The 13,903-nt window shown below is 62.4% G+C and carries 15 protein-coding genes and 1 riboswitch; of the genes, 5 read left to right on the top strand and 10 right to left on the bottom strand.

The window, feature by feature from the left end:
• Window positions 1-201: 201 nt before the first annotated feature.
• Genes DTP52_RS25950 through DTP52_RS25930 form a run of 5 tightly spaced genes read right to left on the bottom strand, consistent with a single transcriptional unit; the run spans window position 202 to window position 4,277 of the window.
• Complete coding sequence (locus tag DTP52_RS25950) at window positions 202-843, bottom strand: urea amidolyase associated protein UAAP2 (protein WP_109755906.1); 642 nt, start codon at window positions 841-843, stop codon at window positions 202-204.
• A gap of 11 nt (window positions 844-854) precedes the next feature.
• Window positions 855-1,580: an urea amidolyase associated protein UAAP1 gene (locus DTP52_RS25945; protein ID WP_109755905.1), complete on the bottom strand. Its 726-nt coding sequence runs from the start codon at window positions 1,578-1,580 to the stop codon at window positions 855-857.
• Between the two features lie 13 nt (window positions 1,581-1,593).
• On the bottom strand, window positions 1,594-2,382 hold the full coding sequence (locus tag DTP52_RS25940) for an ABC transporter ATP-binding protein (protein WP_109755904.1): 789 nt from the start codon (window positions 2,380-2,382) through the stop codon (window positions 1,594-1,596).
• Window positions 2,379-3,194 carry an ABC transporter permease gene (locus DTP52_RS25935; protein WP_060738777.1) on the bottom strand — a complete coding sequence of 272 codons (816 nt, stop codon included), beginning with the start codon at window positions 3,192-3,194 and terminating at the stop codon, window positions 2,379-2,381. The genes DTP52_RS25940 and DTP52_RS25935 overlap by 4 nt, the downstream gene beginning before the upstream one ends.
• Before the next feature lie 15 nt (window positions 3,195-3,209).
• On the bottom strand, window positions 3,210-4,277 hold the full coding sequence (locus DTP52_RS25930) for a putative urea ABC transporter substrate-binding protein (RefSeq protein WP_109755903.1): 1,068 nt from the start codon (window positions 4,275-4,277) through the stop codon (window positions 3,210-3,212).
• Between the two features lie 60 nt (window positions 4,278-4,337).
• A riboswitch (guanidine-I (ykkC/yxkD leader) is annotated at window positions 4,338-4,439 on the bottom strand.
• 304 nt (window positions 4,440-4,743) lie between these two features.
• Here DTP52_RS25930 and DTP52_RS25920 point away from each other — a divergent pair.
• A complete protein-coding gene (locus DTP52_RS25920) occupies window positions 4,744-5,142 on the top strand; it encodes a hypothetical protein (RefSeq protein WP_109755902.1) in 399 nt (132 codons plus the stop codon).
• A 196-nt stretch (window positions 5,143-5,338) separates the two neighbouring features.
• Here the strand turns inward: DTP52_RS25920 and DTP52_RS25915 are convergent, their stop codons facing one another.
• Entirely contained in the window at window positions 5,339-6,451 is a 1,113-nt protein-coding gene (locus tag DTP52_RS25915; RefSeq protein ID WP_109755901.1) for an enoyl-CoA hydratase/isomerase family protein, read from the bottom strand.
• 132 nt (window positions 6,452-6,583) lie between these two features.
• Here DTP52_RS25915 and ung point away from each other — a divergent pair, with 132 nt between their 5' ends.
• Complete coding sequence (gene ung / locus DTP52_RS25910) at window positions 6,584-7,276, top strand: uracil-DNA glycosylase (RefSeq protein ID WP_109755900.1); 693 nt, start codon at window positions 6,584-6,586, stop codon at window positions 7,274-7,276.
• Window positions 7,277-7,374: 98 nt separating this feature from the next.
• On the opposite strand, the gene DTP52_RS25905 is transcribed toward ung, so the two are convergent.
• Genes DTP52_RS25905 through DTP52_RS25890 form a run of 4 tightly spaced genes read right to left on the bottom strand, consistent with a single transcriptional unit; the run spans window position 7,375 to window position 11,433 of the window.
• A complete protein-coding gene (locus tag DTP52_RS25905; protein ID WP_109755899.1) occupies window positions 7,375-8,415 on the bottom strand; it encodes an AbrB family transcriptional regulator in 1,041 nt (346 codons plus the stop codon).
• On the bottom strand, window positions 8,408-9,922 hold the full coding sequence (locus DTP52_RS25900) for a tripartite tricarboxylate transporter permease (protein WP_109755898.1): 1,515 nt from the start codon (window positions 9,920-9,922) through the stop codon (window positions 8,408-8,410). Before DTP52_RS25900 ends, DTP52_RS25905 begins: the two co-directional genes overlap by 8 nt.
• Window position 9,923: 1 nt before the next feature.
• A complete protein-coding gene (locus DTP52_RS25895; protein ID WP_109755897.1) occupies window positions 9,924-10,385 on the bottom strand; it encodes a tripartite tricarboxylate transporter TctB family protein in 462 nt (153 codons plus the stop codon).
• A gap of 55 nt (window positions 10,386-10,440) precedes the next feature.
• Window positions 10,441-11,433 (bottom strand): tripartite tricarboxylate transporter substrate binding protein, encoded by a 993-nt coding sequence (locus DTP52_RS25890; protein ID WP_109755896.1) that lies wholly within the window; start codon window positions 11,431-11,433, stop codon window positions 10,441-10,443.
• Between the two features lie 163 nt (window positions 11,434-11,596).
• Between DTP52_RS25890 and DTP52_RS31095 the strand changes: the two genes are divergently transcribed.
• From DTP52_RS31095 to DTP52_RS25880, 3 genes are read left to right on the top strand one after another with little or no spacing between them, the layout of a single operon-like run.
• A complete protein-coding gene (locus tag DTP52_RS31095) occupies window positions 11,597-11,830 on the top strand; it encodes a hypothetical protein (protein WP_146206884.1) in 234 nt (77 codons plus the stop codon).
• Window positions 11,831-11,845: 15 nt separating this feature from the next.
• Window positions 11,846-12,517, top strand: coding sequence for a response regulator (locus tag DTP52_RS25885; RefSeq protein WP_109755895.1), 672 nt, complete (start codon window positions 11,846-11,848; stop codon window positions 12,515-12,517).
• Window positions 12,510-13,901 carry a sensor histidine kinase gene (locus tag DTP52_RS25880; protein WP_109755894.1) on the top strand — a complete coding sequence of 464 codons (1,392 nt, stop codon included), beginning with the start codon at window positions 12,510-12,512 and terminating at the stop codon, window positions 13,899-13,901. Before DTP52_RS25885 ends, DTP52_RS25880 begins: the two co-directional genes overlap by 8 nt.
• Window positions 13,902-13,903: the final 2 nt, after the last annotated feature.

Genomic DNA, 13,903 nt, shown 5'->3' with positions numbered 1-13,903 from the left:
ACCACTGCCCCCCTTGTGGGAGCGAGCCTGCTCGCGATAGCGGTGGTACATCCAACATCAATGTGACTGACAGATCGCTATCGCGAGCAGGCTCGCTCCCACAGGGGATTGGTGGTGTTCATAAAATCTGTGTTTATTTAATGCACTGCCCCGACCGGCTCTGGCACAACACAAACAGCCAGCGCCGCAGGCGGCTGAATTTCAGTTCCATATCAAGAGCTCCGCTGGCGTGGGGTTGTAGGCGTTGCACGGGTTGTTCAGTTGTGGGCAGTTGGAGATCAGGACGATCACATCCATCTCGGCCCGCAGGTCGACGTATTTGCCTGGCGCCGAGATGCCGTCTTCGAAGGTCAGGCCGCCGTCGGCGGTGACCGGCACGTTCATGAAAAAATTGATGTTCGGCCCGATGTCGCCCTTGCCCAGGCGCCCGTCGTGGGCGCAGGCCCGCAGGTAGTTGTCACGGCAGCTGTGCATGTAGCGTTTTTCCAGGGCGTAGCGCACGGTGTTGCTTTCCTGGGCACAAGCGCCGCCAAGGGTGTCGTGGCGCCCACAGGTGTCTTCGACGATGGTCAGCATCGGCTGGCCGAGGTTGGAGTACAGGACGCTGCCGGTGCTCAGGTAAACGCTGTTTTGTCGGCGCAGGGTGCGCTGTACGTCATAGCGCTCCTTGGGGTTGGCCAGGCTGTAGAACAGCGTATCGACCGCCTGGTTGCCTTCCAGGTCGAGGATGCGCAGGGTCTGGCCCTTCTTGACTTCCGTCAGCCAGGGCTCCCCGGCGGGAATGGTGGCGCGGTAGATAGCGCTTTCAGGCTGCTTTTGTACGGTGGCGATGGCGAGTGACATGGCAGCGATCCTCAGGCGAACAGGCGGTCGGTGTTGATGAAGCCGCGCTGGTTTTCCGGGCGCGACTGGCGGCAGTGCTCGGCGACGCTGGGGTCAGCGTTCATCCAGCTGAGCTTGAGCGGTTGCGGGGCGTATTGTGGATTCGGGTCCATCGGATGTTGCAGCGCGGTCAGCACCACCAGGGTGTCCATCGGTGCATAGAGCTCGATGTAGTCGCCGGCCTGGGAGTTGCCTTCAACGAAATGAAAGCCTCCGGCCTCATCGACATCGACCCGGCTGAACAGGTTGAGGGTCATCAGCAGGTCGGACAGGCCCAGCCCCCATTTGCCCAATTCCACCAGCAGGTTGTCGGTGCCGTTGCGAAAGAAGCCGTTGCGCAGTTCCTGGTAGCGGCCCTGGCCGTATTTTTCAGCGACTTCCTCGGCGCAGAGCACGCCGCCCAGGCTGTCGCTCCAGCCGCAGGTGTCGGCGGTGATGGCCGCCAGTACCCGGCCCATGTCCGAGTACAGGCAATGGCCGGCGGTGAGTTTGGCGGTGTGTTGGCATTTGAGGCTGTCGGGCAGGTTCAGGCGTTCGGTTTTTTCGTGGGCATTGAGCAGCGTCAGGCTCACGTTGGCTCCGCCGCGCAGATCGGTCAGGCGCAGCAGTTGGCCGCGCTTGAGCACGAAGGAACGGTGGCCGCCACCGGGCAGCAATTCTTCGGCGAAGGGTGGAAACATAGAGATCGAATCGGTCATGGCAAAACTCCTTTCAAGCGATACGCAACGTACCGGCCAGTTCGGTGGGCAGGGCGTCGACGGCGGCCCGGGCGGTGCGGCGGTCGCTGTTCAATGGAATGTCGTAGGTGATGCGTGCGCCATAGGCGCTGGGGGCGTGCGGGTCGACACGGACTTTGTCGAACACCAGCAGGCGTGTGCCGAGGCTGAAACCTTCGGACAGGTCATGGGTGACCATGAACACCGTCAGCCGGGTCTCGCGCCACAGCTCCAGCAACAGGGCGTGCATGTCTTTGCGGATGCCCGGGTCGAGGGCGCCGAAAGGTTCGTCCAGCAGCAGGACACGAGGCTTCATGATCAGCGCCTGGGCAATGGCCAGCCGTTGTTGCATGCCGCCGGACAGTTGCGCCGGGTATTTGTCCAGCGCGTGGCCGAGGCCGACTTTTTCCAGCAGTTGCGCAGCCTCTTCACGGGCCTGACGCTTGGCGTTGCCAAACAGCCGTCCCAGCAGCGCCGAACGCGGCAATTCCAGGCCCAGGACTACGTTGTCCAGCACGGTCAGATGCGGGAACACCGAGTAGCGTTGGAACACCACGCCCCGGCTGGCATCCGGTTCGCCGGCTAACGGCTCGCCATCCAGGAGAATCTGTCCGCGACTGGCGCGTTCCTGGCCCAGCAGCAAGCGCAGGAAGGTCGACTTGCCGCAACCGGACGCGCCCACGAGTGTGCAGAACTCACCCTCGGCGACCCTCAGGTTCAAGCGTTCGAGCACTACCTGATCGGCGTACTGTTGCCAGACATTGTTCACTGTGATGAAACTCATGCCTTCGCCCCCTCATACCACGGGAACGCTTGCCGGGTCAGGCGCTTGAGGCCCCAGTCCATCAGCCAGGCGAGCAGGGTGATCCACACCACGTACGGCAAGATCACGTCCATCGCCAGGTAACGTCGTACCAGGAAAATCCGATAGCCCAAGCCATCGGTGGAGGCGATGGCTTCGGCAGCGATCAGAAACAGCCAGGCCGAACCGAGCATCAGCCGCAGGGAAATCAACAGGCGTGGCAGCAACTGCGGTAGTACCACCCGCAACATCAGGGTCCAGGTCGAAGCGCCGAGGGTCTGGGCCTTGATCAGCAGCTCGGGCGGAATTTCCCGGGCGCGCTGTTCCAGGTCCCGGGCCAGGCACGGCGTGATGCCAATCACGATCAGCATCACTTTCGACAGTTCCCCCAGGCCGAAGACGATGAACAGGATCGGCAGGATCGCCAGCGGCGGTACCATCGACACCACGGTGAGCAGCGGCGATAACGGCGCGCCCAACAGCGGCAACGTGCCGGCGGCGATGCCCAGGCACAGTCCGGCCAGGGCGCTGATGCCCAGGCCGATGGCCAACCGCCGCAGGCTCGACGCGGTGTCTTGCCAGAGCAGGTATTCGCCGCTGCGGGCATCGGCGGTGAAGGCCAGGCGTTTGACCGCATCGGCCATTTGTACGGCGCTGGGCAGCAGTTTGTCGTTGGGGTTATCCGTCAACCGTTCGGCCGAGCCCATGAAGTAGGCGAACAACACCAGCGCGAATGGCAGGATCACCAGCAACAAGCGGCTGGGCCGATCCGGGTAGCGGTTGATCAGGCGCATGCCAGGTCCTCCGGTCTACAGCTTGGCGTCGGCGGCCAGCTGCACGTAGGTCGGATCAAAGCGCAGCTTGAGGTTGGCCTTGTCGCCGCGGGTCACGCCATTGGCGAATGTCATGCCGACCGCGTCGGTGCTCTTGGCGCCTTCGCCCAACAAGCCGTGCTGGAACGAGAACGCGGCCACCTTGCCCATGGTGGCGGGCAGTTGTTCGCTGGTGGCGAAGTCGAGCGCTTCCTTGGGCGTGGCGAACAGCTTGGTGGTGTCCAGTTGCGATTGGAAACCGGCCAGGTCGGTGCCCGAGGCCTTGGCCATGTGCTCCAGTGCTGCCTTGCTTGCGGCGTTTTTCGCGTTCATCAGGGCCACCACTTCAAACCAGGCACCGGTCAACGCCTTGCCCAGGGCCGGGTTGTCGTGGAGGGTCTGGGTGTTGACCACCATCATGTCCATGATCTCGCCGGGGATCTGGCTGGAGTTGAACACCTCGCTCACGTCGGGTTGGGCCTTGATGTCCGAGAGCATCGGGTTCCAGGTGGTGACGGCCTTGACCTGGTCGGTGTTGAAGGCGGCGGAAATATCGGCGTCGGAGGTGTTGACCACTTTCAGGTCTTTCTCGGTGAGACCGACCGAATCGAGGGCGCGGGCCAGCAGGTAATGGGAGACCGACAGTTCGACCAGGTTGACGTCCATGCCCTTGAGGTCAGCGACCTTCTTGCCCTCACCCTTGAGGACGATGCCGTCGTTGCCGTTGGAGAAGTCGCTGACGATCAGCGCGGTGCTGTCCACGCCACCGGCGGCGGGAATGGTCAGGGCGTCCATGTTGGTCATGGTGCAGCCGTCGAACTGACCGGCGGTGTACTGGTTGATGGATTCGACGTAATCGTTGAGCTGCACGACATCGATCTTGATGCCGTACTTTTTCGCCCACTTGTCGACAATGCCTTGGCTGCCGGCGTATTCCCAGGGCATCCAGCCGGCGTAAATGGTCCAGCAGACGCTGAAGTGGTCTTTTTGTGCGGCGGCGGACGAGAAGCTCATGAAGGCCGAGAGGACGGCGAGGAGCAGGGCGGACAGACGAAGCTTGAACATGGTGGTTCTCCAGTTGATCAAGGGCGGACAGGAGCAACGCGGCACCGCGAACGGTGGCTTGTCTCCCGGGCTTTTGTCCCGCCGTGTAACCTCAACTGGAGGTCGCCAACTCTCGGACCAGCCACTCGCCAGAAGCGAGCCGGAACCCTAGTCAGCCATTGCAAATTGTGGTGCCGCGAACCTGTGATGACTCCTGCACAGCGTTTGTTAAAGCGAGAGCCGTGCCAAGTCTGCCAAAGGCCCGGGCCAGAGAGGGCAGGTGTTGGGAAGGGATGACTGAGGGCACATTTGTGCTTGCTTGTGGTGCCATCGCGCACCGGAAGAGGGCGACGAGGGACATGTTTCTAGTTGTTGCCGAATCGCACCAGATTCCGAATTTGCTGTCTGAATATTCGTCAGTCACACAAAGTTGACTGCCGCCCATCAGCGTCGCTGATGTGGCCCATCCGCGGTCCAGGAGGCCGCCATGTATCGACGACTGCTGCTCATTGCGTTTCTCGGTTTGACTCTTTCGGCATGCGTGCCTTATTACGACGGAGACTCGAGCTACTACCGTTCCGAGGTCTACACCTCACCGGCGCCGGTCTATTACGGTTACGGTGGCGGGAGTTATTATTCGGCACCGCGTGGTTATTACGCCCCGCGGTATTACCAACCGGCGCCGCGCTATTACTCGGCACCGCGCTACTACCAACCAGGGCCGCGCTACTACTCGCCACCGCGAGCGGCGTACCGGTCTTATCCGAATCGGGGTGGCTGGGACGGCCACAACCGGGGCGGCTGGAATGACGACCGAGGCGGTGGTCGAGGCGGGCGTGATCATCGGGGACGCGGCGATCACGATGGACGGGGTGGCCACCGCTGATCTTTGGGCAACAAGAAGCGGCGCATTGAGCGCCGCTTTTTTATGCCTGTAATAAACCCGATAGGACAACGCTTGTGGGAGCAAAGCTTGCTCACGATAGCGGTATGCCAGTCACAGGGAGGCTGACTGATACCCTGTCATCGCGAGCAAGCTTTGCTCCCACAGATGTCACTCTCCCAGAATGTCACCCGGATCTTTACTCGTTGGACAAATCCGCCAACGGATGCCGCCCTTCCCACGCCTTGTGGAAGTGCGCCTCGACCGCCGCTTCGGGCACATGGTTGATGTCCGGCCAGTGCCAGCGAGGCTTGTGGTCCTTGTCGATCAGACGCGCCCGCACGCCTTCGCTGAATTCGGGATGACGGCAGCAGTTGAGGCTCAAGGTGTATTCCATCCGGAACACACCGGCCAAGGACAAATGCCGGGCCCGGGCGATCTGCTCCCAGACCAGATGAGCGGTCAACGGCGAGCCGTCGGTCATGGTCTTGGCGGCGCGGGCGATCAACGGATCCGGGTGGTCCACCAGCAGGCTGAGGGCTTTCCAGGCGCAGCGCACATCGCTGACATCCAGCCATTCATCGATTTTCTGCCGCCGTGGCAGCCATTGGGCTTCGGGCAATTGGCCGATGGCTTCCTGCTGCAGGGCCTTGAGCAAACTGTTGAGCTGCATCTCGGTCTGCTCCTGCCAGTTGAGTTGCAGCAGGCCTTCGATCAAGTCGTCCTGTTGTTCATCCAGCAGGAAGCGATCGGCCAGGCCCAGGTCGATGGCATCCCGGGCATTCATGTGGGCGCCGGTCAGGCCGAGAAACAGCCCGAGCTTGCCGGGCAGGCGTGACAGAAACCAACTGGCGCCGACATCCGGGTACAGGCCGATGCTGATTTCCGGCATTGCCAGGCGACTGCTTGGGGTGACGATACGGGTACTTGCGCCTTGCAGCAGCCCCATGCCGCCGCCCAGCACATAACCGTGGCCCCAGCACAGCAAGGGTTTTGGGTAGGTGTGCAGATTGAAGTCCAGGCGGTACTCCGCCGCAAAGAATTGCGCAGCCAGCGGCGGTACCTCGCCGGGGTGGGCACGGCAGGCCTCCACCAGGCTGCGCACTTCACCGCCGGCGCAAAATGCCTTGGCACCATTGCCGCGCAGTAACACACAAACGACCTGCGGCTCCCTGGCCCAGGTATCGAGACGATCACGCAAGGCGTTGATCATTGGCAGGGACAGGGCGTTCAGGGATTTTTCGGCGTCCAGGGTGGCGACGCCAATACGAGCACCGTCGATGCCGGTGAGTTCTTCGAAGTGCAGATTCATTCGTGACCTCGATCAGAAATTTGAATGATCAGTATGACCGCTGCGTAGGAAAGTGCCGGTTCTGCGTCAGATCAATTGACAAGCCATGTAGGCTTTCCTAGGGTGCGCCCATTGTTTTTACCGGATGCGACCATGACTGCTGACGACCGTATCAAACTCGAACCGAGCTGGAAGCAGGCACTGCGTGCCGAGTTCGACCAGCCCTACATGGCAGAGTTGCGCGAATTCCTGCGTCGGGAATACGCCGCCGGCAAGGAGATTTATCCACCGGCATCGTTGATTTTCAATGCCCTCAATTCCACGCCGCTGGATAAGGTCAAGGTGGTGATTCTCGGCCAGGACCCGTACCACGGCCCGGGCCAGGCCCACGGTTTGTGCTTCTCGGTGCAACCGGGCGTGCCGACTCCGCCGTCGCTGGTGAACATCTACAAGGAATTGAAGCGCGATCTGAACATCGACATTCCGAATCACGGCTACCTGCAAAGCTGGGCCGACCAGGGCGTGTTGCTGCTCAACACGACCCTGACCGTGGAGCGCGCCAATGCCAACGCCCACGCCAAAAAAGGTTGGCAGCACTTTACCGACAGGATCATTGAAGTCGTCAGCGAACACCAGCCGCACTTGGTGTTCCTGTTGTGGGGTGCCCATGCCCAGAGCAAGCAGAAGTTGATCGATGCGACCAAGCATCTGGTGTTGACCTCGGTCCACCCGTCGCCGCTGTCGGCCCACCGAGGCTTCATCGGCTGTGGGCATTTCAGCCGGACCAACAAATTTCTCCAGCAGCAGGGTGAGAAGCCGATCGACTGGCGGTTGCCACCGGTTTGAACGGTTGGCAATGAAGGCCTCATCGCGAGCAGGCTCGCTCCCACAGGCAACACATATCCCTGTGGGAGCGAGCCTGCTCGCGATGATGGCGACTCGGTCTATAGATCCGAACCCGGCCTGCGCATCCAATACCTGAACAACGGCTCCGCCAGAAACAGCACGAACAGCAATCGCATCACCTGCAACGCCGTCACCAATGGCACCGACAGTTGCAGCGTCTCCGCTGTCAGGCTCATTTCCGCAATGCCGCCGGGCATCATGCCCAGTGTCAGCGAGCGCAGGTCCAGATGGGTCAGGGTACTCAGGCCCAAGGCCGCCAGGGTGGCGATCAGCATCGTCAATACCGTGCCGACCAGGGTGCGCCCCATGAACGATGGTGCCCGACGAAAGAACTGCCGGTTGAAATGACAGCCCAGGCCGCTGCCGATCAGCCACTGGCCGACCTGGCTGGCGCCATTGGGCAGGCCAATGTGCAGGTCCCCACCGATGCTGACCGCCGCACTCACCAGCAACGGCCCGAACAACCAGGGATTGGGTTGGCGCAAGCGCTCCCAGACCCAGGCGAGCAGAGCGCCCGCCGGGAACAGAATCGCCAGCCACAGCCAGTCCACCGTCGTGGCGTGTTGCACCGGCTCGCCTTCGCCCAACAGATACTTGAAGGCCGCCGGCACGCACAGCACCACCACCAGCACCCTCAGGCTCTGGCCCGCCGCGACACGGCTGAGATCCGCGCCGTTGCGGGCACCGAGGTTGACCATTTCGCCGGAACCGCCCGGCATGCTCGAGAAAAACGCGGTGGCGCGGTCCTCGCCGGTGCGACGCATCAGCCAGACACTTACCACGCTGGACACGCTGGTGATCAGCGCGCCGAAGAAGATCAGGCCGAAGTGGCTCAGCACCTGCTCCATCACCAGCGGGGTGAAGTGCAGGCCGATGCCGATGCCCACCACCCATTGGCCGCATTTACGGCCGCCGGGGATTTCCATCAACTGCCACGGCGTGAGACAGCGCACCAGAATGATCGCCAGCAACGAGCCGACCATCCAGGGCAAAGGCCAGCCGATCAGGCTGGCCAGGTAACCGCCGGCCAGGCCGACCAGCGGTGTTCCCCACCATTGTCTGAAAGTTGCTTCAGACATTGGCCAGGGCGCGACGTTGTGCGGCGCGGCGACGCCAGATTCGCAGCAATGGCATGAACAACATGATCGCCGTCAGGATCCAGCAGCCGAAGGTGATCGGGCTCGACCAAAGGATCTCCAGCGCACCGTTGGAGATCGACAGCGCACGCCGCAGGTTCTGCTCCATCAGCCCACCAAGGATGAAGCCCAGCAGCACAGGCGACAGCGGGAAGTCCAACTTGCGCAGGATGTAACCGAAGATGCCGATGCCGATCATCAGGAACAGGTCGAACGTGGTGGCATGCACCGCATAGACACCGATCCCGGTGATGATTGCGATGACCGGCACCAACGCCCAGTTCGGCACCGCCAGGATGCGGGTGAAGATGCGGATCATCGGGATATTGAGAATCACCAGCATGATGTTGGCGACGAACAACGACGCGATCAGGCCCCAGACGATATCCGGCTGTTGCTGGAACAGCAGGGGACCGGGGGTGATGTTGTACAGCGACAGGGCGCCGATCATCACCGCCGTGGTGCCCGAGCCGGGAACCCCGAGGGTCAGCATCGGCACCAGCGCACCGCAGGCTGCGCCGCCGATGGCGGTTTCCGGAGCGGCAAGGCCGCGCTTGTCACCCTGGCCGAACGTGCCACTGGCACCGGCGATGCGTTTCTCGGTCATATAGGCCACGGCGCTGGCCAGGGTCGCACCGGCACCCGGCAGCACGCCCATGATGAAACCGAGCACGCCGCAACGCAGGTTCACGACGAACACCGACGCCGCTTCCTTGAAGTTGAACATCATCCGTCCGGTGGCTTCCACCGCTTCCTGGCCGCGATGGGTTTTCTCCAGCAGCAACAGGATTTCACTGATGGAGAACAGGCCCAACACCAGCACGACGAACTGAATCCCGTCGGTCAAGTGGATGTTGTCACCGGTGAAGCGGTAGACGCCGCTGTTGGCATCGATCCCGACACTGGACAGGAACAGGCCGATCAGCGCCGCGATGAAGGTCTTGAGTGGTCGGTCGCCGGCCATGCCGCCGAGGCAGACAATGGCGAATACCATCAGGACGAAGTATTCCGCCGGCCCGAACGCAATCGCCCATTTGGCCAGTAGCGGTGCGAACAACACCATGCCGCAGGTGGCGATGAACGCGCCGATGAACGAACTCCACGCCGACAGCGACAACGCCACGCCGGCCAGGCCCTGACGGGCCATCGGATAGCCGTCGAGGGTGGTCATCACAGTGGAGGCTTCACCGGGGATGTTGAGCAGGATCGAGCTGATACGTCCGCCGTATTCACACCCCAGGTACACCGCTGCCAGCAGGATCAGCGCCGATTCCGGCGGCAACCCCAGCGCGAAGGCAATCGGAATCAGCAGCGCCACGCCGTTGATCGGGCCCAGGCCCGGCAGCAGGCCGACCACGGTGCCGATCAAGGTGCCGCTCAGTGCCGTGACGAGGTTGTAGGGGGTCAGTGCAACGCCAAAACCCTGGCCGAGATAATTCAGGGTATCCATATCAATTCTCCAGGACGTCGAGCAGGCCCAGGGGCAGCGGCACGTCCATCAGCTTGTCGAACAACAGATAAAGACCGATGGCCATCAGGCTGATGATCACCACGCTCGGTACCCAGCGACCGCCATACAGGCGCGCCATCGGCACACCGATCAGGATGCTGGCGACGATGAAGCCCAGGGGTTCGAAGGTTCCGGCGAAGACCAGCAGCAGCACCACGCAGATGCCGATCTTCTGCAGGGTTTCACGGTCCAGTTGGGGATCTTCCTCGCTGTGCACGATGGGTGTCGGACGAAACAGCATGTACAGCAACGCCAACCCCATCAGCCCGAGCATCAGCAAGGGGAAGGCCCGCGGGCCGACCGGTTCATAGGAAAAAGCAGCCTGATAGGGCCAGGCCATCAGTGCCAGGCCGATACAGACCAGTAGCAGCACCGCGGCAAAAATACGTTGGATGGTGAGCATGACTAACTCCTGGGCGGCGCCGGCACTGCCAGCGCCGCCGCGAGAACAGAGACGGTTACTGGATCAGGCCGAACTCTTTGGCCAGTACCTTGTAATCAGCCACTTGCTTCTTCACGTAGGTGTCCAGTTCCGGACCGGTCATGGCAAACGGGAACAGCTCGCGCTGGTCACGCAGCTTGGCGAACTCCTCGGAAGCGAGCAGTTTGTCGAAAGCGTCTTTCCACCAGGCATAGTCTTCGTCGCTGACCTTTGGCCCCAGGTAGAAGCCGCGGACCACCGGCCAGACGATGTCGTAGCCTTGTTCCTTGGCGGTCGGAATGTCTTTCATTTCCGGCTCGTCGATGCGTTTCTCGGCAAACACGGCGAGCAGGCGCATGTCGCCGCTCTGGATGTGCGGCATGGAGTCGGAAATATCCGTACTGCCGACCTGGATGTGCCCACCGAGCAGCGCGGTGGCGATTTCGCCGCCGCCTTCGAGGGCCACGTAGCGCAGGTCGCGAGGGTTGATGCCGGCGGCCTTGGCGATGAGGGCGGTCTGCATCCAGTCCTGGCTACCCACGGTGCCGCCGGAGCCGATCACCACCGAGCCAGGATCCTTCTTCAGGGCTTGTACCAGATCGTCGAGGGTCTTGTAGGGCGAATCGCTCTTCACGGCGATGGCGCCATAGCTGGTGCCCACGGCGGCCAGCCAGCGCACCGCGCTTTCATCGAAACGACCGAACTTGCCCTGGGCCAGGTTCAACAGCGAACCACTGGACCAGGCCACCAGCGTGCCAGCGTCGGCCGGGCGTTGGGCAACCACTGCGTTGTAGGCCACCGCGCCGACACCGCCGGGCATGTAGGTGACGCGCATTGGCTTGGTCAGCAGCTTCTGGTTGACCAGCGCGCTTTGTGCCAGCTTGCACGTCAGGTCGAAGCCGCCGCCGGGGGAGGCCGGGGCGATGCACTCGGGGCGCTTGGGTTCTTTGGATGGATCAGCGGCGAGCAACTGCCCGGCGAACATCAGGCATCCGGCGGCCAGGGCTACTTTACGCAGTGATAGGTTCATTGTTGTCTCCACAGGAATTGTTGTTGTGTGTGGTGAAAATGTGTCGTGGACGAATCCCCGCCCAGGTCATCGCTGATAGGGTGCACAGGTCGTTACCGGGACTGAATGCAAGGTGGTCTGGTTCAAGCGAGAAGGGCGAGCAGGCACTGGGGCCTGGAGCTGCATGGACAGCATGGTGAATACTCCGCTTTTATTTTTCTTATTAGGACGAAAACGCTTCGTGGCATTTTTCATTCGCGAGCTGGCGTCGCGGCGGGCAGTCGAAACTATCCGTAAAGGGACTCTAATGGCTCAACCTTTCGCTAACCTTTCAAAAGCTTTCAGCGTTTTTTTTGGCTTCACAGCGGCGGATGCGGCTGTAAACTCCGCGCCAAAGAATGGCGCCGGCCATCCCTGAATCGAGGAATAACCCATGCGTGTTCTGCTCGTCGAAGACCATCTGCAGCTCGCCGAAAGCGTTGCCCAGGCGCTCAAGAGCACCGGTTTGACCGTGGACGTGCTGCACGACGGCGTCGCGGCCGACCTGGCTCTGAGCAGCGAGGAGTACGCCGTGGCGATCCTTGATGTCGGGCTGCCACGCATGGACGGTTTCGAGGTGCTGGCGCGTCTGCGCGCCCGCGGCAAGACCTTGCCGGTGCTAATGTTGACCGCCCGCAGCGACGTCAAGGACCGCGTCCATGGCCTGAACCTCGGCGCCGACGATTACCTGGCCAAGCCCTTCGAACTCACTGAGCTGGAGGCCCGGGTCAAGGCACTGTTGCGCCGCAGCGTACTGGGCGGCGAACGCCAGCAGCGCTGTGGTGGGCTGATCTATGACCTGGACACTCGCCGCTTCACCCTCGACGATGAATTGTTGACCCTGACGTCTCGCGAGCAAGCCGTGCTGGAGGCGTTGATCGCCCGGCCAGGACGGGTGATGAGCAAGGAGCAACTGGCGGCCCAGGTGTTCGGCCTGGACGAAGAGGCCAGCCCCGACGCCATCGAAATCTACGTGCATCGCTTGCGCAAGAAACTCGATGGTCATGCGGTGGCGATCGTGACGTTCCGCGGCCTGGGCTACCTGCTGGAAAACCGCAATGCATAAGCCCGACAGCCTGCGCTGGCGGCTGCTATGGAACCTGGCATTGCTGCTGGTGGTGCTGATGCTCGCCAGCGGCTTGAGCGCCTACTGGAACGGTCGCGAAGCAGCGGACACCGCCTATGACCGGACCCTGCTGGCCTCGGCCCGGACCATCGCCGCGGGCCTTTCCCAGCGCGATGGCAGCCTCAGCGCGGACGTGCCCTACGTGGCCCTGGATACCTTCGCCTACGACAGCGCCGGGCGCATTTATTACCAGGTCAATGACATCGACAAGAAGTTGATTTCCGGCTACGAAAACCTCCCCGGTCCGCCACCCGGAACGCCCCGCACGGACGATTACCCAGCCCTGGCGCGCTTCTATAACGCCCAATACCAGGGGCAGACCGTGCGGGTGGTGAGCCTGCTCAAGGCGGTGAGCGAGCCGAACATGAACGGCATGGCGGAAATTCGCGTGGCGGAGACTGAAGAGGCCCGGGTCAGCATGGCTCGCAGCCTGATGGCCGACACGCTGTTGCGCTTGGGCATGCTGGCCGTGGGCGCGCTGCTGTTGGTGTGGTTCGCGGTCAGTGCAGCGTTGCGCCCTCTGGAGCGTTTGCGCACGGCGGTGGAGGAGCGCCAGCCGGACGATTTGCGGCCGTTGCCGCTGGTGGAGGTGCAGCACGAGTTATGGCCGCTGGTGAGGGCGCTCAACCATTTCACCGAGCGTCTGCGCGGGCAATTCGAGCGGCAGGCACAGTTCATCGCCGATGCCGCCCATGAGCTGCGCACGCCCTTGGCCGCGCTCAAGGCGCGTCTTGAGCTGGGCTTGCGTGCCAGCGAACCGGCAACTTGGCGCGAGACCCTGGAAACGGCCGCCCAAGGCACCGACCGGCTGACCCATCTGGCCAACCAATTGCTTTCCCTGGCTCGCGTGGAAAACGGCGCCCGGGCCATTGCCGAAGGCGGCGCGCAGTTGCTTGACCTGAGCCAACTGGCCCGGGAATTGGGCATGGCCATGGCCCCGCTGGCCCATGCCCGGGGCGTGGCACTGGCCCTGGAAGCCGATGAGCCGGTATGGCTGCGAGGCGAGCCGACCCTGCTGAATGAGTTGCTGAGCAACCTGGTGGACAACGCCCTGGCCCACACCCCCTCCGGCGGCAACGTGATCTTGCGGGTCACCGCACCGGCGGTGCTGGAAGTCGAAGACGATGGGCCTGGTATTCCGCTGCATGAGCGGGACCGGGTGTTCGAGCGCTTCTATCGACGTAACCAGCAAGTGGCCGGTTCCGGGCTGGGGTTGGCGATCGTCGGCGAAATCTGCCGCGCGCACTTGGCGCAGATCACCCTGCATGACGGACAAGAGCGTGGCTTGAAGGTGCGAGTCAGTTTCATCCCAGGCTCAGACTGAGC

This window comes from Pseudomonas sp. 43mfcvi1.1 (assembly GCF_900115935.1).
GTDB lineage: Bacteria > Pseudomonadota > Gammaproteobacteria > Pseudomonadales > Pseudomonadaceae > Aquipseudomonas > Aquipseudomonas bijieensis.
Note: the sequence above shows the minus strand (reverse complement) of the source record. Positions and strands in the feature narration are given on the sequence as shown.